The sequence below is a fragment of the Labrys sedimenti genome (genome assembly GCF_034424805.1).
Taxonomy (GTDB): domain Bacteria; phylum Pseudomonadota; class Alphaproteobacteria; order Rhizobiales; family Labraceae; genus Labrys; species Labrys sedimenti.
Map to the genome: position 1 here is coordinate 29,966 of NZ_JAXOUF010000013.1, position 18,567 is coordinate 48,532.

An 18,567-nucleotide genomic window follows, 5' to 3' on the forward strand; every position below is an offset into this window, starting at 1 on the left:
TCGACATGCGCCCGCGCAATCCATCTGGCGGTAGTGGCTCCTTCCATCAGGCACGCCGGGGATCGTTCTTCCCGGGAGCGCGGAGGTCGTTTTCCGTCAGAGAGAATAGCTCGAGGACCGTGGAAAGAAGCAAAGAGACGGCTATTCCTGCCTCTCTAGTTTTTTCAAGGACTCTTGCGCAGTGGCAAGCCCCTGGTCGGCCGCCTTGCGGAACCATTTGGCTGCCTCGGTCCGATCCCGCGCAACTCCATGGCCCATTGCATACATGTTGCCCAGATTGCCTTGGGCGACATCGAGGCCCTGATCGGCGGCTTTCTTATACCAGACGGCTGCCTGGCCATAATCCAGAGGAACACCCCGACCTTGATCGTATAAGAGGCCGACGGCGTATTGAGCCGTAGCAAGGCCCTGCTCGGCGGCACGGCGATACCAAATCAATGCTTGGGTGTAGTCTGGGGAGACGCCTTGGCCGCTTTCGTAGCTGTATCCCAAATTGTACTGAGCGACGGCGAGCCCTTGCTCAGCCGCCTTGCGGCCCCAAACCACAGCCAAAGCATAGTCTTGCGGAACCTCCTGACCGGCTGCATAGAGATCACTAAGGCTGCTTTGCGCTTCTGCCCAACCTTGATCCGCCGCCTTGCGGATATAGGTGGCGGCGAGAGCAGGGTCTCGTTCGACACCCAAGCCTGATTGATAAAGCCCGGCGAGCTTATATTGCGCGGCCGCCATCCCTTGATCGGCGAGCGGTTTCCAGGAACGCAAGGCTGCGCCATAGTTGCCGCCATCATAGGCGGTCTGCCCTTCCTCGAGCGCCGACAGGACGGCAAGCCGTGGCGTGACGGATGAGGGATTGGCGTCGCGTTCGGGCAGGGGAGCGACAGCGGATACAGACATGGCTTGGCTGTTCCAGTTTGGCAGCTCGGGCAAACGCGCCGGCAGGTCCTCGCGCCACACATGGCTCATCGCCGTAATCTTCATGCCCCCGCCTTCCGCCGCAACGGTTTCTGTCACTTCGAGAGCCGAGCCGTCGCGCAGGGACACGATGAAGGCCATTGTCACGCTCTTGCTGGCAATCCTGGCGGCGGCCAATTGCTCCCCTGTGAGTTGCCTGGCCTTCTCACCAAAGCTTGCAATCAGTCCTTCGACAGCGGATGCCTGCGATTGCTGGAATGCGGCACGATCAAAGGTTTTCGTCAGGCTGAAGGTGGCGGTTTGCCTGGCTGAATCTGCGGCTTCCAGCTTCCAGTCAATCGTGACCGGAACCGGCACGCCACGCAAATATTCCACCGTCGACGCTGTTCCCGTCTGGCCGACATCGTATGTCGAGACTTCCTGCTCTTGTATCCTGGAGAGAAGCTCCGCTTCCGGTGCAAGGCTCTGGACAACCAGGATCGGATTGCTTTTGATATTCTCGATAATATCTGAGAGGCTGTTTGGCAGGGTGACGGCAGAACCATCCGGCCCAATGGAGGTCGCACGCTGCATATTGCGAAGGATTACGTCAGATCCAACGAGTTTACTGGGAAAGCCGTTCAATTCCGCTTCATATTCGACTTGCTGAACACCATAGGCCGACAGCGAGTTTTTATAGAGAGCGTTCATTGCGTAGGAGTCGACAGCCCCCTCGGCATCTTGTGGCAGATCCGCGCTGAGGGACCAGCGAACCCGCATATTCTTCGTGTCCCGTGACAGCACCGTCATACGCTGACGAAAATCCCCTCGCATGATCGTTGCCGGCTTGTTGAACCACAAGGACATGTCGGTGGAAGTGGTCTTGTGCGAACGATAGATGTATTCGACGCCCGATTTTGGGGTATATCCAGGAATCGTTACACTATCGGCTGCATGAGCGATCTCCATGCAGACCAAAAGGCATGGTGAAAGGAACAAAAGCAGGGTCTTGCGCAGGCCGTTCATTTCCATTGCTTTCTTTATTCCACCAGATTGAAATTACGGGAGCCGTCTTGGAGTGCTGGACTGCACTCTGCCGGTGATACAACAAATCAAGGCGACGAGCCTGGATTTTGAAAGGCTCGACATCCCCGTGCGCAACCTTCGAGACGGCGAAAATCACTCACCGTCTCTGGCAAGCAGGCCCGGTGTCTGCAACGCCCCCTGCCGCTCGAGTTCGTCGATGAGCAGGCGGGCATGCATCGACAGGCCGGCGAGGGATTTGGCGCAAACCACCAGGTGGCGATCGGCCCAGCCGTCGCTGAGGCGCAGCGCGACAAGGTGCTGGCTGCCATAGCGCTCGACGGCGGCCTGCGGCAGCACGCCGACGCCGATGCCGGCCTCGACCAGGCGGGCGACGGCATCGAAGCTGCGCAGCCTGACGCGATAGGCGATGCGGCGCCCCAGGCGGGCGGCGTGGCGGGCGAGATGGTCGGTGAGGGCGCCGCCGGCGAGGCCGACAAAGGGTTCGCTGATCAGTTCGGCAAAGCCGATCTCCGGCCGGGCTGCGAGCGCGCTGGTACTGGCCGCGATCGCCACCAGGCGATCAACGCCGAGGGTGCGCGTCTGCAGTTCTGCCAGATCGGCGGTGGCGGCGATCACGCCGAATTCCGCCATGCCGGCACTGACGGCCTCGACGATCTCGGCGCTGGTTCTTTCCTCGATGTCGATGTCGACGCCGGGGTGGCTGGCCAGGAAGACGCGGAGTGCGGCCGGGACCAACTCGACCAGCCCGGCCGTGTTCGAGAGCATGCGGATCTCGCCCTTGAGGCCGGAGGAAAAGGACAGCAGCTCGCCGCGCATCTGCTCGACCTGAGCGGTGATGGTGCCGGCGTGGTGCAGCAGTGCCCGCCCGGCCGCCGTCAGTTCGACGCCGCGGCGGCTGCGGATGAGGAGGCCGGTGCCCAGAGCGGCCTCCATGCCGCTCACCCGGGCGCTGGCGGAGGCGAGGGCCATGTGCATGCGTTCGGCCCCCGCGGAAATGCTGCCCGTACGTGCCACTGCCTCGAACAAGCGCAAGTCGATCAGATCGAAACGCATCCTGTATCCTTCGTTTTTTCCGAAGGAAATGCTCGGATCTTCCCGATTGTCAATTCTGCCTGCGAATGTCACGAAGCCCGTATGTCCGATTTCCTCCTGCTTGCCGGTGCCGGGCTGCTTGCTGGCGCGATGAACGCCATGGCGGGCGGCGGCTCCTTCGTGACGTTGCCGGCCCTGATCGCTGCCGGCGTGCCTTCGGTTGCGGCGAATGCTTCGAGCACGGTGGCGCTCTATCCCGGCGGCGCGGCCAGCGCCTATGTCTATCGCAGCGGCTTCGATCCGATCTGCGGCGCGCCGGCCGGATGGATGCTCGCCGTCACCCTGGCCGGCGGCCTTGCGGGAGCGCTGCTGCTTTTGTGGACGCCGACGACCATGTTCGACCAGCTGCTGCCCTGGCTGCTGCTCGTCGCCACCCTCATGCTGGCGGCGGGGCCGCGTCTCGGCGCCGCGTTGCGGGCGCGCTTGACGGCCGGGCCTGCCGTGGTGCTGGCGATCCAGGTCCTGCTCGGTCTTTATGGCGGCTATTTCGGCGGCGCCGTGGGGCTGATGATGATCGCGGCCTGGAGCTTGCTCCATGGCGCCGATTTCAAGGCGTTGAACCCGGCTCGCACGCTGATGGTGACGGCCGCCAACAGCGCCGCCGTGCTCTGCTTCGCGCTCGCTGGGGCGGTGGAATGGACGCAGACGCTGATGGTGGGAGGCGGGGCGCTCGCCGGCGGCTATCTCGGCGCCCAGGTCGGCCGGCGGCTGCCCTCCACTGCCGTGCGCCTCGCCACGCTGGCGATCGCAGTCGGCATGACGACGGCGTTCTTCGTCAGGGCCTATGGCTGAAGGCGAATTTGGAAACGATCGTTCTCTTTTGTACGATAGTTGCGTTTGCATGAAGGAGCGCAAGATGTGCGGAGTGTCAGCCTCCAGCTGACATTCTACCGGACCGCAAGGGCTTGGCTTTCAGGATGTCAGCCGGAGGCTGACACTCCCGATCCCGCCTGAATGAAAACAGCAACCGTAGTGTTGGGCTGCCCCAGCTTTCTCTTCCCAGCATCGTCTTCTTTTTCTATGGTCCGACCAATGGCGCGGCAGGCAATTCCTGCCGCCTTCAGTCTTCGGAACCGACCTTCATGACATCCAAGCCGGCGAGCAGTTCCATCCTGGCCTTTCTCGTCGCAGGCGCCTATTTCATGGAGATGCTGGACGGCACGGTGGTGGTCAGCGCCCTGCCGCAGATGGCCGAATCCTTCGGCGTGCAGCCGATCGACCTCAATATCGGCATCTCCGCCTATCTGCTCACCCTGGCCGTGCTGATCCCGGCCAGCGGCTGGGTCGCCGACAAATATGGCCCGCGGGCCGTGTTCGGCTGGGCCATCGTGATCTTCACGCTCGCCTCCATCCTGTGTGGCCTCAGCACCAGCCTGCCGGTCTTCACGGCGGCGCGCATCCTGCAGGGCGTCGGCGGCGCCCTGATGGTGCCGGTGGGGCGGCTGATCGTGCTGCGCAACACCGCCAAGCAGGATTTGATGCGCGCGATCGCCACCATCACCTGGCCGGGCCTGGCGGCGCCCGTGCTCGGCCCGCCCATCGGCGGCTTCCTCGCCACCTATGCGACCTGGCACTGGATCTTCTTCCTCAACGTGCCGCTCGGCATCATCGGCTTCATCCTCACCATGAAGCTGATCCCCGCCGGCAAGCCGGATGGCGCCAAGCCGTTCGACTGGACCGGCTTCGTCCTGATCGGCGTTGCCTGCTTCGGCCTGATGTACGGCCTCGACCTGATCTCGCGACAGGACAGCTCGATGTCCCTGGCGGCGATCTGGCTGGCGGCGAGCGCCGTGGTCACGACGGCCGCGGTTCTCCATGCGCGGCGCGCCGAGCACCCTTTGGTCGATCCCTGGGCCCTGCGCATCCGCAGCTTTTCCATCACCATCTGGGGCGGCTCTGTGTTCCGTGTCGCCATCGGCGCGGTGCCCTTCCTGGCGCCCTTGATGTTCCAGCTCGCCTTCGGGCTCGATGCCTACCAGGCCGGCCTGCTGGTGCTGTGGGTGTTTGCCGGCAATATCGTGATGAAGCCCTTCACCACGCCGGTGCTGCGGCGCTTCAGCTTTCGCCAGGTGCTGCTCGGCAACGGCCTCCTCAACGCCGTGCTGATCTCTTCCTATGCGCTGCTGACACCGGCGGCGCCCTTCCCGCTGATCTGCGCCTTGCTGTTCGCCAGTGGCCTGACGCGGTCGATGCAGTTCACCGCCCTCAATACCATCGCCTTCGCCGACGTGCCGGAAGCGCGCATGAGCGGGGCGAACACCCTCTTCAACGTCGCCCAACAGATGTCGATGGGCCTGGGCGTCGGCGTGGCTGCCGCAGCACTGCGCCTTGCCGAGCTGTGGTTCCCGGGCACGAACGGCTCGCTGCCGCTGATCGATTTCCAGATCGCCTTCGCGGTGATCGGATTGATCGCCTTCATCGCCATCCTCGACATGATCGGCCTCGATGCCAAGGCCGGCAACGAGCTCAGGGTTCGGCGAGCAGGCGCGAAATAGCATCCCGATACCAGCAACGCCCGGGCGCGACGTTCATCGATTGACAGACCCGCTCTCTTTGGAAAGAGTCAAAGAAAGCAAAGCGTTTTGCGACGTGCCGCAATCGGCAGGAACTGCAAGGACGCGCCGATCGGGGGAAAGCCATGTGCCATCTGTTCGCCTCCCAGCCGCCGGAGACCTATGAGACGCATACGCGCTCGGTGCGTATCGGCGGGCATGCCACCTCGATTCGCCTCGAAGCCGTCTATTGGGACATCCTGGAGGAGCTTGCGGTCGACCAGGGCATGTCGCTCGGCCGTTTCGTCACCCGCCTGCATGACGAAGTGCTGGACCTTCACGGCGACGTCCGCAACTTCACCTCGCTCCTGCGTTGCTGCTGCCTGAAATATGTCGCCGAGCTGCGACCGGCCGCTTCGCGTCGGCCTGCCGCCTTCGATCTCGTCGCCGCGGAGTAGGGCCGGCAGCCGTTACTCTCGGTTCTGCCAGGGCTCCATGCTGCTTTGGCTGAAGACAACCTATTTTCCGAATTCTCGACGTGTAATGCAATATTACTACCCGGTGTCTGAAGCCGGCACCTAACCTCCTGTCCATAGTCGCAAACCAAACAGGCGGTCATGATGGGTGGGACGCAAGGAGGGATGGGCAAGGCGCTTGCCGTCATGGCGGGAGCCTGGCTGCTCGCCATCTCCACCGCCCAGGCGGACGACGATCTCGCAGCCGCCCAGAAGCAGTTCGTCACCAGCTGCGGCACCTGCCATGTCGTCGATCCCAAGGCAGGTCCACGCCAGGGGCCGAACCTGGCCGAGATCGTCGGCCGCAAGGCGGGAACCTATCCAGGCTACAAATATTCGGCTGCCCTCGCCAATGCCGGCTTCGCCTGGGACGCCGACAGCCTCGACAAGTGGATCACCAATGCCCAGGCCTTCAAGCCGGGCACCACCATGCCCTATCGCCAGGCCGATCCCGCCAAGCGCGCGCGGATCATTGCCTATCTCAAGTCACTCAGCGTTCAAAAATAGAGGCCAGTTGCCATGGGCATGATTCACAGCATGATCCGCGTTCTCGACGAGCAGCGCTCCGTCGACTTCTACCGGAAGGCCTTCGGGCTGGACATCGCTGGCCGTTTCGCCTTCGAGAGCTTCACCCTGATCTATCTGAGCGACGAGACCGGCTTCGAGCTGGAACTGACGGTCAACAAGGGCCGCACCGAGCCCTACCAGCTCGGCGACGGCTATGGCCATCTGGCGATCTCCGTGCCGGACCTCGAGGCGGCGCATGCGAAGGTCTCGGCTCTCGGCCTCAAGCCCGGCGATTTGAAGACGCTCTCCTTTCCAGATGGCTCGGGAGCCGCGCGCTTCTTCTTCATCCAGGATCCCGACGGCTACAAGATCGAGGTGCTGCAGCGGGGCGGGCGCTACAAATAGCCCACTGGCCGCCTGTAGGCGGCCGCTCGGCGTCACAAGAACGGCAGACCGGGGCGCCGATGGCAGCCCCGGCGCAACATGCAGGGAGGACAACATGAAGAAAGCCAGGCAGGCGGGTGAACTGTCCCGTCGCGGTTTTATCGTCTCGGCTGCGACCGGCGTTGCGCTGGTGGTCGCCGGCGGGGCGCTCTACTGCCCGCGGGAGGCCTGGGCGCTCGAAGCCGGCGCGCTGAAGCCGGAGACGCTGGAAACGCTGGTCCGGATGTCGCGCGACATCTATCCCCACGACCGGCTTCCCGATCGCTATTACGCCATCGCCGTCAAGGATTTTGATGCCAAGGCCGGCAAGGATGCGGCCAGCAAGGCCCTGTTCGAGGATGGCGTGACCACGCTGGACGGGCTGGCCGCGGCGGCGGGCGGCAAGCGCTATGCCGATCTCGGCTGGGAAGAGGAGAGGCTGGCGATCCTGCGCAAGGTCGAGGCCTCGCCCTTCTTCGGCGCGGTGCGCTCGGGCCTGGTGGTCAGTCTCTACAACCAGAAGGAGGTCTGGCCCCTCTTCGGCTATGAGGGCTCCTCCGCCGACAAGGGTGGCTATATCAACCGCGGCTTTTCAGACATCGAGTGGCTTTGATCCCGGTCGGCACAGACCGGATTCCAACCCTCATTTCCTCCGGACGGGTTTTCCGCCGGCGGCACCCATTCCCTGAGCAAAGCGCGTTTCAACCAGAACGCATTTTTTCTCTCATTCTTTGGTTCGACGCGTCCTTGCGACCTGAGACGAGACCGTCTTTGCGCAAGACGCCCTGGAGGAGACAGAACCATGGCAGCTCCTTTTGATCTGAACGACGATTCCGTCGTGGTGATCGTCGGCTCCGGCGCCGGCGGCGGCACGCTGGGCACCGAACTGGCCCTCAAGGGCGTGAAGGTCGTGATCCTGGAAGCAGGCGGCCGCTACGAGATCGAGGATTTCGTCAACGACGAGTGGGAGAGCTTCGGCCAACTCGCCTGGAAGGACATGCGCACCACTTCGGGAAGCTGGCGCGTGCACAAGGACTTTCCCAATCTGCCGGCCTGGATCGTCAAGGCGGTCGGCGGGTCCAGCGTGCACTGGGCCGGCGCCTCGCTGCGCTTCCAGGAGCACGAATTCAAGATCCGTTCCACCTATGGCAGCCTGCCGGGCGCCAATCTCCTGGACTGGCCGATCACCCTGGCCGAACTCGAACCCTATTACGCCAAGGCCGAGGACAAGATGGGCGTGACGCGCACCAACAACATTCCCGGCCTGCCCGGCAACAACAACTACAAGGTGCTGGAAGCCGGCGCCAAGAAGCTCGGCTACAAGGAAGTGCATACCGGACGCATGGCGATCAACAGCCAGCCGCGCGACGGGCGCGGTTCCTGCCAGCAGATCGGTTTCTGCTTCCAGGGCTGCAAGTCCGGCGCGAAATGGTCGACCCTCTATGCCGAGATCCCGAAGGGCGAGGAAACCGGCAATCTCGAGGTCCGGCCGAACAGCCAGGCCGTCAAGATCGAGCACGACGCGAAGGGCAAGGTCACCGGCGTGGTCTATCTCGACAAGGACGGCAAGACCCAGCGCCAGAAGGCCCGTGTCGTCGCCATCGCCGGCAATTCCATCGAGAGCCCGCGCCTCTTGCTCAACTCGGCTTCGAACCTGTTCCCGGACGGCCTGGCCAACAGCTCCGGCCAGGTCGGCCGCAACTACATGCGCCACACCACCGGCTCGGTCTACGGCGTTTTCGAAAAGCCGGTGCACATGTATCGCGGCACCACCATGGCCGGCATCGTGCGGGACGAGGCGCGCCACGACCCCAGGCGCGGCTTTGCCGGCGGCTATGAACTGGAGACGCTCTCGCTCGGCCTGCCCTTCATGGCGGCGTTCCTCGATCCCGGCGCCTGGGGGCGCTCCTTCACCTCGGCGCTCGACAGCTACGACCATATGGCCGGCATGTGGATCGTCGGCGAGGACATGCCGAGCGAGGCCAACCGCATCACCCTGCATTCCTCCGTCAAGGACAAGGCGGGCATGCCGGTCGCCAATGTGCATTTCGACGACCATGAGAACGACACCGCCATGCGCAACCATGCCTATCGGCAGGGGCAGGCGATCTATGAGGCGGTCGGCGCCATCAGGACCTTCCCGACGCCGCCCTATCCCTCCACCCACAATCTCGGCACCAACCGCATGAGCGCCAAGGCGTCCGACGGCGTGGTCAACAAGCACGGCCAGACGCACGACATCAAGAACCTGTTCATCTCGGACGGCAGCCAGTTCACCAGCGGCGGAGCGGAGAATCCCACATTGACCATCGTGGCGCTCGCCATCCGGCAGGCCGACTTCATCGCTTCCAGCCTGAAGAAGGGGGAGCTGTAGGGACGAGGCGCGGGAGGCGCCGAGTGAGTCTCCCGCACCGTAAAATCCTGCTCAATCCGCGACCAGATGGCTCTTGCAGACGGCGCTGGGTGGGGCTTCCCAGGGGCCGCGCGGATTCATCTGGGCGGTGTAGCCCTGATAATCGCTGATGGTGCGGACGCAGTCGGCATAGGCAAGTTCGCCCCTGCAGCGTTTCATCGCCGGGGAATGGTCCGCCAGCCCCTTGGCGCGGCAGATCGAGGTGTACCCCTCGTCGACAAGCCGCCGGCTCTGGGCTTGCTGGCAACCGGTCTTGTCCTGGGCGCTGGCGCATCTGGCGGCGGCGTCCTGACGGACCTGCCGCTTGTCGATGCCGCTTCCCGATGCGCAGGCTGCCAGGGCGATGCCGCTGCCTACAACGAAGAGGAGGGCGATAGGGAAGGGCAGCTTGCGTCGGAGGGACTGACTTTCATGATTGACGCGCATTCTCGGCCATCTTTTCGTTGTTGTCGGAGGCTTCAGCCCAAACCATGGCACGGGGCGGCAATAGCGTCGATGTCAGCCCGCCCTGCTCAGCTTGCTGTCCCCATCGGATTGGGCAGGTAACCGACGAAGCCGGCGATCTTCCAGTTTCCGTCGACCCGGTTGCACAGATAAAGGGTCTGCCAGTTGATGGCATCGATGCTGCCGTCGGCCTTGGCGATGGTGCCGTCGAACTTCTTGTGTGCCACCGCCCGCTCGCCGTTGATGTCGATCTCTTGCAGCGAAGTGATGCGATAGAGCGCCTCGCGGCGCGGTTCGGCATAGGCGGTGGCCGCCGAGAGCCTGGCCTGGCTCAGCCAGCGGTCGCGGTAATCATCGAGGCGCGGAAAGATCATGCGCCATTCGTCCGGATTGGCGGATTTAAGGCCGCTCAGGCCGAAGAAGCTTTCGGCGAGGAAATCGCCCTCCACCGCCGGCCAGTCCGCCTTGAGATAGGCCTCGATGTCGCGGCGGACCAGCATCTCCCACAGGGCATGGCGCTCGGCATCGTCGGTAAAGGGATTGGTGTCGAAGGGCATGGGATCTCGGAGCGCGGACATCTGGTCCGATTCTTGAAACGTGGCATGTGAAGAAAGAGCGTACATCTCCGCGACATGCACGCTTGACGCTGAGATGTCCGCGCTCCTCTTCTCTACAGCCTCGCCCCGCTTTGCGGGTCGAAGACGTGGACATTGGCACGGTCGACATTGAGGTAAAGCGTCTCGCCCGGCTGGGGCGACAGGCGCTCGCGGAACACGGCGCGCATCTGCGTGCCGTCGATGGTGCCGAACAGATGGGTCTCCGCGCCAGTGGGTTCGACCACGCCGACCACGAAGGGAAAGCCGTTCTCTTGGGTGCCGAGCACGAAATGCTCGGGGCGGATGCCGATCTCGACGGCCTGCCCGGAAGCGGCGGTGCTGTTGCCTATCGGCAGCAGCAGGCCGTTTTTGGTGCGCAGGCGCGGCGCGCCATCGCCCTTCTCGACCGTGCCGGGAATGAAGCCCATCGAGGGCGAGCCGAGGAAGCTCGCCACGAAGCGGTTGGCCGGCCGGTCGTAGAGTTCGAGCGGCGTGCCGACCTGCTCGATATGCCCGGCATTCATCACCACGATGCGATCGGCCATGGTCATGGCCTCGATCTGGTCATGCGTCACGTAGACGATGGTGGTCTTCAGGTCCTGGTGCAGCGCCTTGATCTCGGTGCGCATCTGCACGCGCAGCTTGGCGTCGAGGTTGGAGAGCGGCTCGTCGAACAGGAACAACTCGGGCTGGCGCACGATGGTGCGCCCCATGGCGACGCGCTGGCGCTGGCCGCCCGAGAGCTGGCGGGGATAGCGGTCGAGATAATCGTGCAGGTTGAGCACGCCGGCGGCCTTCTTCACGCGTGGCTCGATCGACTGGGCGCTCTCGCCGCGCATGCGCGGGCCGAAGCCGATATTGGCGCGCGTCGTCATGTGCGGGAACAGGGCGTAGCTCTGGAACACCATGGAGATGTTGCGTTGCTGCGGCGACAGCTTGTTGGCAAGCTTGGAGCCAATCCATAACTCGCCGTCCGAGATCTCGTCGAGGCCGGCGATCATGCGCAGCAGCGTGGACTTGCCGCAGCCGGAAGGGCCGACCAGCACCACGAATTCGCCGTCGCGGACATCGAGGTCGATGCCCTTGAGGATCACGGCCGAGCCATATCGCTTTTGCAGCGCCTTGACCTGCAGGCCCGCCATGTCACGACCTCCTCTCGATGATGTCGCGCACGAAGCGCAGATTGCCGGCGGTCAGGCCGCCATCGACCGGCAGGACCGCTCCCGTCACGCCGGCAGCGAGCGGGGAGGCCAGAAAGACGGCTGTATTGGCGACGTCCTCGGGGCGTACCATCCGCCCGAGCGGGTAATGGGAGACGACATCTTCGAGGATCGTCGGATCCTTGGCAAGGCGATGGTCCCAGGCCGGCGTACGCACCGAGCCGGGGCAGACCACATTGGCACGGATGCCGTTGCGGCCAGCTTCCACCGCGATCGACTTGGCATAGGCGATCAGCCCGGCCTTGGCGGCCGAATAGGCGGGATTGCCGTAATGGCCGAGGCCGTTGACCGACGCGACGAAGACGACCGAGCCGCCGCCGCGCGCCGCCATCGCCTCCGTCACGGGCCGAGTGACGTGAAAGGCGCCGGTGAGGTTGATGGCAAGCTCGCTGTCCCAGACCGCGTCGTCGACGTCGTCGAGCGTCTCGGCCCGGGTGAAGCCGGCATTGTTGACCAGGATGTCGGGGGCGCCTGTCTCGTCGACCAGCCTGGTGACAGCGTTGGCCGCGGCCTTGGCGTCTGTAAGGTCGAAGACGAGCCGATGCTGCAAGGGCAGGCTTTCCAGCAGGGCCGCATCCCTGTCGGCGCCCGACACCGTAGCGCCGGCTCTACGGAAGGCCTCGACCATCGCCCGCCCGATGCCGCCGCCGGCGCCGGTGAGCAGGACATGGCGCCCCGCAAGGCCGAAGGGGTCGGAGAGGGATGGTTCGCTCATCGTGATATATCTTCCTGGGAGCGCGGACGTCCTCGTCCGCTCTTCCCGACTGCAAGCCTGGCGTTAGGGGCGAGAAAGGGGCGGACGAGGACGTCCGCGCTCCCAGGAAGCAGCTTCCGCAGGACTCACCCGAACATGAAACGACGTCATCTATGCATGGCAATCGCGGGAAGGCAAAGCCGGAAGCGGCGTGTCCCGGCCGCATTATAGGGGTAATTTGGTACGCAGGGTGAATCCACCCCGGGCATAGGCCAGCTGGTCAAATCCCGCTTGCGCGGTTTTCGATTACGGGGAACATTAGCGCCCTCTTGCGGCGAGGCGCGCGGGGGCGCGGCAACGACCGCAGCAATGACAAGGACGGGGACGTTTCATGACAATGATCGGACGGATGGCGATGCTGCTCGCAGGCGCCAGTCTCCTGGCTTGCGCTTCCATCGCGCAGGCAGGCACGGTGCGCGTGACCATCGCCGAATATTCGAAGGCGACGGGCCCCTATTTCAAGGAAGCCGCCGAGGCGTTCCAGAAGGCCAATCCCGACACCAAGATCGAGATCGAAGTGGTGCCGTGGGACAATCTCCAGCAGAAGCTGACCACCGACATTTCGGCCGGCACCAATGCCGATCTTTCGATCATCGGCACGCGCTGGCTGCTCGACTACGTCTCCCAGGGCGTGGTCGCTCCGCTCGACAGCTACATCACGCCTGAATTCAAGGGCAGCTTCATCCCGACCTTCCTGTCGCCCTCGGTGATGGACGGCAAGACCTACGGCCTGCCGATCGCGGCTTCCGCCCGCGGCATGTATTACAACAAGGACGTCTTCACCAAGGCTGGCGTGACCGAGTTCCCCAAGACCTGGACGGAGTTCCAGGCTGCCGCCGCCAAGATCAAGGCCTCCTCGCCGGACGTGGCGCCCTTCGGCCTGCAGGGCAAGGAAATCGAGACGGACGTCTATTTCTACTACGGGCTGTGGTCCAATGGCGGGGCGATCGTCAAGGACGGCAAGTCCGGCCTCGACAGCCAGGCGGCGATCGATGCGGCCAAGCTCTATAAGGGCTTCATCGATGGGGGCCTCACCGAGCCGGGCGTGACCTCCTATGCCCGCGAGGACGTGCAGAACCTGTTCAAGCAGGGCAAGGTCGCGACCGTGATCACGGCGCCCTTCCTCTCCGGCCAGATCAAGGCCGAGGCGCCCAACCTGAAATATGGCGTGGCGCCGATTCCGCTCGGCGCCGATGGCAAGCCCTTCACCTATGGCGTGACCGATTCGATCGTGCTGTTCGAGAATTCCAAGGTGAAGGATGAGGCCTTCAAATTCCTCGCCTTCCTGTTCTCGACCGAGCAGCGCACCGCTTTCGACAAGAACGAGGGCTTCCTGCCGGTGAACGCCAAGGAGGCCCAGGATCCTCATTTCGCCGACGATCCGGACCTGAAGGTATTCGCCTCCCTCCTGCCCAACGCGATCTTCGCGCCGGTGATTCCGGGCTGGGAGGATATCGCCCAGACCACCTCCAACGCGATCCAGACGATCTATCTGGGCAAGGGCGAGATCGAGCCGACGCTCAAGGAAGCCGCCGCCAAGGTCAACGGCATCCTCGAGAAGAAGTAACGAGATGATGGTGGGGCTGTAAAACCCCGACCTACACCCCCTCTCCCTTCCTGGGAGCGGGGGACTTCGTCATCGTGCACTTGCCAGCAGGCACGACGTCTCGCAAGAAGAGGCGACGCGGCGCCCGCTTACTCGCCCTGCCGTAGCCGGAAAACCATCCGACCAGGAGACACAGCATTTATGGGGCGTGCGACACCCTATCTTCTGATCCTGCCAAGCTTCCTGATGGCGGCCTTCATCATCTTCTGGCCGCTCTACCAGATCGGCCAGATCTCGCTGCATGACGTCAACCGCTTCGGCATGCTCCGGGAGTTTTCGGGCCTCGCCAATTTCCAGGCTTTGTTCGCCGATCCCGATTTCATCGCGGCGCTGTGGCGCACGCTGGTGTGGACGGTGGGCGTCGTGGCGGGAACGCTGATCGTCTCGGTGCCGATCGCCCTCATTCTCAACGACGATTTTTACGGGCGCAGCCTTGCCCGCGTCATCATCATGCTGCCCTGGGCGGTGTCGCTCGCCATGACCGCGGTGGTCTGGCGCTGGGCCCTGAACGGCGAGAGCGGCATGCTCAATTCCGGCCTGAGGGGCCTCGGCCTGACCAGCCGCAACATCGAATGGCTGGCCGATGCCTCCACTGCCTTTCCAATGCAGATCCTGATCGGCATCCTGGTCTCGATCCCCTTCACGGTGACGATCTTCCTGGGCGGCCTGTCCTCGGTGCCTGATGATCTCTACGATGCCGGCGCGGTGGAGGGGGCGAGCCGCTGGCAGCAATTCACCCACATCACGCTGCCCTTGCTGAAGCCCTTCATCAACATCGCTTTGGTGATGAACACCATCAACGTGTTCAATTCCTTCCCGATCATCTGGGTGACCACGCAGGGCGGCCCGGCCAATTCGACCGACATCCTGGTGACCTATCTCTACAAGCTCGCCTTCCGCCTGGGTAAGTTCGGCGAGGCGGCGGCGGTGTCGATCATCATGTTCGCTCTGCTGCTCGTCTTTGCCATCATCTATGTGCGGCTGGCCATGCGCGAGGAGGAACAGGCATGAGCAAGCTCAAGCGCTCCGTGCTCTACTGGGTGCTGTTGTCGCCCCTGATCGTCCTCACCCTCTTTCCCTTCGCGGTGATGCTGGTGACGGCGCTCAAGCCGACGGAAGAGATGCTGTCCTCCTCCTGGTGGCCGAGCCGGCCGGTCTGGGGCAATTTCGTCACCATGTATACCGAGACGGCCTTCGGGCCGGCGCTCGCCAATTCGCTGATCGTGTCGCTGGTCACCACCGTGCTGACGGTGCTGGTCGCCATCCCCGCCGCCTATGCGCTCAGCCGCTACCGCTTCGCCGCGCGCGGCGCCTTCCGGCAGTTCCTGCTGATCTCGCAGATGCTCTCGCCGATCGTGCTGGTCTTTGGCCTGTTCCGCCTCTTGGTGGAACTCGGCAACCGCCTCGGCTTCCAGCTCATCGACAGCCTCACCGGCGTGACCTTCATCTACATCGCCTTCAACCTCGCCTTCGCGGTGTGGATGCTGCAGAGCTATTTCTCCACCATCCCCAAGGATCTGGAGGAAGCGGCCTGGATCGAGGGCGCCAGCCCCTTCGCCACGCTGGTCAAGGTATTCCTGCCGCTGGCGCTGCCGGCGATGGCGGTGACGGCGATCTTCACCTTCATCAATGCCTGGAACGAATATGTCATTGCCCTCACCATGCTGCGCAAGCAGGAGGCCTATACGCTGCCCCTGCAGGTGGTGAACCTGGTGGCCGGGCGCTATACGGTGGAGTGGAACTATGTGATGGCGGCCGCCCTGGCGGCGACCATCCCGATCGCGATCCTGTTCACCTGGCTGCAGCGCTATTTGATGCGCGGCCTTGCCCTGGGGGCGGTGAAGTAGGACACGTGTCATTGCGAGCGAAGCAATCCAGCGGGAGCGATGCCCTTCGCCTCCTGGATTGCTTCGCTTCGCTCGCAATGACCTCGAGCAAAGCGCGTTCAAGCGTGAACGCTTGTTTGCTCTGGCTTCTTGATCCGACGCGTCTTTGCGATTCCATCAAATTGCAAAACGCTCTGAACCATTGGCACAAACTACCGGGATATCCATGACCAAGCAGCATTTCGGCACCTCCCATGTCCCCTTGTCCCCGGCCGTGCGGGCGGGTGACAGCATCCATGTTTCCGGCCAGGTGCCGACCTTGCCGGACGGCTCGGTGGTGCCGGGCGGCATCGAGGCGCAGACCCGCCAGGTGATGGACAACCTCGCCAAGGCCCTGGCGCTGGCCGGGGCCGGGCTGGAGGACGTGGTCAAGACCACGGTGATCCTGGCCGATGCCCGCGATTTCGGTGCCTTCAACAAGGTCTATGGCAGCTATTTCCCGACCAACCCGCCGGCACGCACCACACTGGAGGCCCGGCTGATGATCGACATCAGGATCGAGATCGAGGCGATCGCCTACAAGCCGCTGTAAGAAGAAGGGGCATCGCCGTCGCCTTCGGCTCCCTTCCCAGGTGGGGAGGCTTCGGGGCGAGGAAAGGCAATCCATATTTCAGGTTGGTTCGGACTCGACAAGCTTTCCGATTTGCTCTAGCAATTACGCGAACAAACAGGGAACATTGTCATGAAGCTCGGTTATGTCGTTCATTACGTCCGTGATGTCGTCGAGACCTCGGCTTTCTACAAGCAGGCCTTCGGGTTGGAGACGCGCTTCATCGCCGAGGGGCAGTTCGCCGAGCTCGTCACCGGCGAGACGGCTTTGTGCTTTGCCGATGAGAGCTTCGTCACCGACATGGTCGGAAGCTTCCAGCCCAACAGGCCGGATGCGCTTCCGGCGGGCACCGAGATCGCGCTGGTCGTCGACGATGTCGAGATCGCCTACAAGAAGGCCCTGTTCGCGGGGGCGCAGGCGGTGTCGCCGCCGGCACAGAAACCCTGGGGCCAGATCGTCGCCTATGTGCGCGACAACAATGGCTGCCTGGTCGAGATCTGTACCAAGGTGGCCGTCTGAGCGGATGCAGCGGCTCAGCCGCTGACGATGATCAGCGTCATGATCACCGCGGCGACGCTGATGCAAAAGACCGCGCCGAGCACCAGCTGCACCAGGGCGTTGGCCGAGACATAGGTGCCGGCGACGCCGCCCAGCACGCGGATCGCCGTCTGCTTGCCCTCGCCAGCGGCGGCGATCGGATGCCCGCAGGACGGGCAGGCAAGCGCCTGCTCCGAGACGCGCTGGGTACAGGCAGGGCAGGGGATCAACGCCATGGTGTCGCCTTTTGCTGGAGGAGTGTGATGGAGCGGGCCTCGATCATTCCGGCGGCTTGCCGATCTCGAACTCAACCCGGCGGTTGCGCTGGCGACCCTCGGGATCGTCGGCGCCGTCGGCCTTCTGGTTGGGGGCAACGGGGCGGGCCTCGCCATAGCCCTCGATGGTCAGGCGGCCAGGGCTGATCTTGCTGCGGGCGAGATAGGCCTTTACCGAGACGGCGCGGCGCTCGGACAGGGCGAGATTGTAGTCGTCCTCGCCCTTGGCATCGGTATGGCCGCCGATCGCCACCGGGGCCTTGGGAAAGGCCTTGAGCACTTCGACGAGGCGCGCCAGGACCGGCTTGGCGTCTGCACGGATGTCGGCCTTGTCGAAATCGAACAGCACGTCGCCGGGCAGGCTGATCAGGATCTTGCCCTCGCTCTCGCGGGCGCCGAACTGCTCCAGCAGGGCCTGCGTGCGGCTGCGCAGCTTGGCCGGCACCTCCCTGAGGCGCAAGCTGGAAGCTCCGCCAGCCGGGCCGAGCCGGCTTGCCGGGGCCTGCGGTGCAAAGCGCGTGGGTGGCAAGGCATAGGGCTGCCAGCGGCTGACGCCGATGAGCCTGGGGCGGACGAGCGTCGGGTGCTCGCCGATCGGCTCTCGCCGATGCTCGATGACGAGGGCCGATGCCGGCCATGCCGGAAGAGCCAGGACCAGCAGCGCCGCGGCGGCGCCGAGGCGCCTCATTGCGCCTTGACCGGGATCTTGAGCGTCAGGCCGGGAGCGTTGAGATCATCGCCCGCATTGCCGTCGTTGAAGACCAGCCGCACCTCGCCGGCATCGGCCGGAATGCGGCCGGGAAAGACCAGTTCGCCATCCATGCTCTGGCCGTTCTGGATCATCAGATAGGGATTGTCCTCGGGCTGGCGCAGGCTGAGCTTCTGGCTGTTGCCGATGTCGAGGAAGGCGTTGACGTCGTTGAGATTGACGCGGTTGGTCTGACGGCTGTCGAAGGAGGCGACGAGGCTGACCACCGTGGCGTCCTCGCCCACGGTGATCTTCTTGACGATCACCGTGACTCCGGCGGGAACGCTGGTCTGCACGCTGCCCTGATGCACCACCTGGGCGGCCTCCCCGGCCACCGAAGGGGCAGCCATCGTCACGGCCAGGCCGGCGGCAATCACCGCGCGCACAAAAAACGACTTCATTCCAACGCTTCCCAGCACCCCAAGTCTCCCCAGCACCCCAATTGAATCAAAAAGCCGATTGCAAGCTTATGGATTTCAGAGTGAAACTATCACCGGGCCCGTCGGCAGTTCAACTGCACGATCATCTACAGCTATAGGCTGTGGACAGAAGGGGCGAGACTGCAGCCGGG

At 63.9% G+C, this 18,567-nt stretch carries 21 protein-coding genes; 12 read left to right on the forward strand and 9 right to left on the reverse strand.

Annotation, left to right across the window (positions count from 1 at the left end; all coding sequences use genetic code 11):
* Positions 1–141 precede the first annotated feature (141 nt).
* Both U1R88_RS26345 and U1R88_RS26350 read right to left on the reverse strand, forming a co-directional pair.
* Positions 142–1,917 (reverse strand): tetratricopeptide repeat protein, encoded by a 1,776-nt coding sequence (locus U1R88_RS26345; protein WP_322433926.1) that lies wholly within the window; start codon positions 1,915–1,917, stop codon positions 142–144.
* 153 nt (positions 1,918–2,070) lie between these two features.
* Positions 2,071–2,991 (reverse strand): LysR family transcriptional regulator, encoded by a 921-nt coding sequence (locus U1R88_RS26350; protein ID WP_322433927.1) that lies wholly within the window; start codon positions 2,989–2,991, stop codon positions 2,071–2,073.
* Between the two features lie 81 nt (positions 2,992–3,072).
* On the opposite strand from U1R88_RS26350, the gene U1R88_RS26355 reads away from it, so the two are divergent.
* From U1R88_RS26355 to U1R88_RS26385, 7 genes are all read left to right on the forward strand, one after another.
* Entirely contained in the window at positions 3,073–3,822 is a 750-nt protein-coding gene (locus tag U1R88_RS26355) for a sulfite exporter TauE/SafE family protein (RefSeq protein ID WP_322433928.1), read from the forward strand.
* 290 nt (positions 3,823–4,112) lie between these two features.
* Positions 4,113–5,525 carry an MFS transporter gene (locus U1R88_RS26360; protein ID WP_322433929.1) on the forward strand — a complete coding sequence of 471 codons (1,413 nt, stop codon included), beginning with the start codon at positions 4,113–4,115 and terminating at the stop codon, positions 5,523–5,525.
* 143 nt (positions 5,526–5,668) lie between these two features.
* A complete protein-coding gene (locus tag U1R88_RS26365) occupies positions 5,669–5,980 on the forward strand; it encodes a ribbon-helix-helix domain-containing protein (RefSeq protein WP_068289590.1) in 312 nt (103 codons plus the stop codon).
* 183 nt (positions 5,981–6,163) lie between these two features.
* Positions 6,164–6,544 (forward strand): c-type cytochrome, encoded by a 381-nt coding sequence (locus U1R88_RS26370; RefSeq protein WP_322433930.1) that lies wholly within the window; start codon positions 6,164–6,166, stop codon positions 6,542–6,544.
* Between the two features lie 30 nt (positions 6,545–6,574).
* Positions 6,575–6,949 carry a VOC family protein gene (locus tag U1R88_RS26375; RefSeq protein ID WP_322433931.1) on the forward strand — a complete coding sequence of 125 codons (375 nt, stop codon included), beginning with the start codon at positions 6,575–6,577 and terminating at the stop codon, positions 6,947–6,949.
* Positions 6,950–7,043: 94 nt separating this feature from the next.
* Positions 7,044–7,580: a twin-arginine translocation signal domain-containing protein gene (locus U1R88_RS26380; protein ID WP_068289598.1), complete on the forward strand. Its 537-nt coding sequence runs from the start codon at positions 7,044–7,046 to the stop codon at positions 7,578–7,580.
* A gap of 189 nt (positions 7,581–7,769) precedes the next feature.
* Entirely contained in the window at positions 7,770–9,341 is a 1,572-nt protein-coding gene (locus U1R88_RS26385; RefSeq protein WP_322433932.1) for a GMC family oxidoreductase, read from the forward strand.
* Positions 9,342–9,392: 51 nt separating this feature from the next.
* On the opposite strand, the gene U1R88_RS26390 is transcribed toward U1R88_RS26385, so the two are convergent.
* The 4 genes from U1R88_RS26390 to U1R88_RS26405 form a co-directional block, all read right to left on the reverse strand.
* Complete coding sequence (locus U1R88_RS26390) at positions 9,393–9,806, reverse strand: hypothetical protein (RefSeq protein WP_322433933.1); 414 nt, start codon at positions 9,804–9,806, stop codon at positions 9,393–9,395.
* An 86-nt stretch (positions 9,807–9,892) separates the two neighbouring features.
* Complete coding sequence (locus U1R88_RS26395) at positions 9,893–10,381, reverse strand: hypothetical protein (RefSeq protein ID WP_322434009.1); 489 nt, start codon at positions 10,379–10,381, stop codon at positions 9,893–9,895.
* Positions 10,382–10,494: 113 nt separating this feature from the next.
* Complete coding sequence (locus U1R88_RS26400; protein WP_322433934.1) at positions 10,495–11,562, reverse strand: ABC transporter ATP-binding protein; 1,068 nt, start codon at positions 11,560–11,562, stop codon at positions 10,495–10,497.
* A gap of 1 nt (position 11,563) precedes the next feature.
* Positions 11,564–12,355: an SDR family oxidoreductase gene (locus U1R88_RS26405; protein WP_322433935.1), complete on the reverse strand. Its 792-nt coding sequence runs from the start codon at positions 12,353–12,355 to the stop codon at positions 11,564–11,566.
* Between the two features lie 370 nt (positions 12,356–12,725).
* On the opposite strand from U1R88_RS26405, the gene U1R88_RS26410 reads away from it, so the two are divergent.
* From U1R88_RS26410 to U1R88_RS26430, 5 genes are all read left to right on the forward strand, one after another.
* Positions 12,726–13,961: an ABC transporter substrate-binding protein gene (locus tag U1R88_RS26410; protein ID WP_322433936.1), complete on the forward strand. Its 1,236-nt coding sequence runs from the start codon at positions 12,726–12,728 to the stop codon at positions 13,959–13,961.
* A 180-nt stretch (positions 13,962–14,141) separates the two neighbouring features.
* Positions 14,142–15,011, forward strand: coding sequence for a carbohydrate ABC transporter permease (locus tag U1R88_RS26415; RefSeq protein ID WP_322433937.1), 870 nt, complete (start codon positions 14,142–14,144; stop codon positions 15,009–15,011).
* Positions 15,008–15,847 (forward strand): carbohydrate ABC transporter permease, encoded by an 840-nt coding sequence (locus tag U1R88_RS26420; RefSeq protein ID WP_068289624.1) that lies wholly within the window; start codon positions 15,008–15,010, stop codon positions 15,845–15,847. The genes U1R88_RS26415 and U1R88_RS26420 overlap by 4 nt, the downstream gene beginning before the upstream one ends.
* Positions 15,848–16,052: 205 nt before the next feature.
* Entirely contained in the window at positions 16,053–16,418 is a 366-nt protein-coding gene (locus tag U1R88_RS26425) for a RidA family protein (RefSeq protein ID WP_322433938.1), read from the forward strand.
* Positions 16,419–16,568: 150 nt separating this feature from the next.
* The gene (locus U1R88_RS26430) at positions 16,569–16,955 is read left to right on the forward strand and encodes a VOC family protein (RefSeq protein ID WP_322433939.1); all 387 of its coding nucleotides are present in this window, start codon (positions 16,569–16,571) and stop codon (positions 16,953–16,955) included.
* 14 nt (positions 16,956–16,969) lie between these two features.
* Here U1R88_RS26430 and U1R88_RS26435 read toward each other — a convergent pair whose 3' ends face one another.
* Genes U1R88_RS26435 through U1R88_RS26445 form a run of 3 tightly spaced genes read right to left on the reverse strand, consistent with a single transcriptional unit; the run spans position 16,970 to position 18,397 of the window.
* Positions 16,970–17,209, reverse strand: a complete 240-nt coding sequence (locus tag U1R88_RS26435; RefSeq protein WP_068289628.1) for a hypothetical protein — start codon at positions 17,207–17,209, stop codon at positions 16,970–16,972.
* A gap of 43 nt (positions 17,210–17,252) precedes the next feature.
* On the reverse strand, positions 17,253–17,936 hold the full coding sequence (locus tag U1R88_RS26440) for an OmpA family protein (protein WP_322433940.1): 684 nt from the start codon (positions 17,934–17,936) through the stop codon (positions 17,253–17,255).
* Positions 17,933–18,397, reverse strand: coding sequence for a hypothetical protein (locus U1R88_RS26445; RefSeq protein WP_322433941.1), 465 nt, complete (start codon positions 18,395–18,397; stop codon positions 17,933–17,935). The genes U1R88_RS26440 and U1R88_RS26445 overlap by 4 nt, the downstream gene beginning before the upstream one ends.
* Between the last annotated feature and the right edge of the window lie 170 nt (positions 18,398–18,567).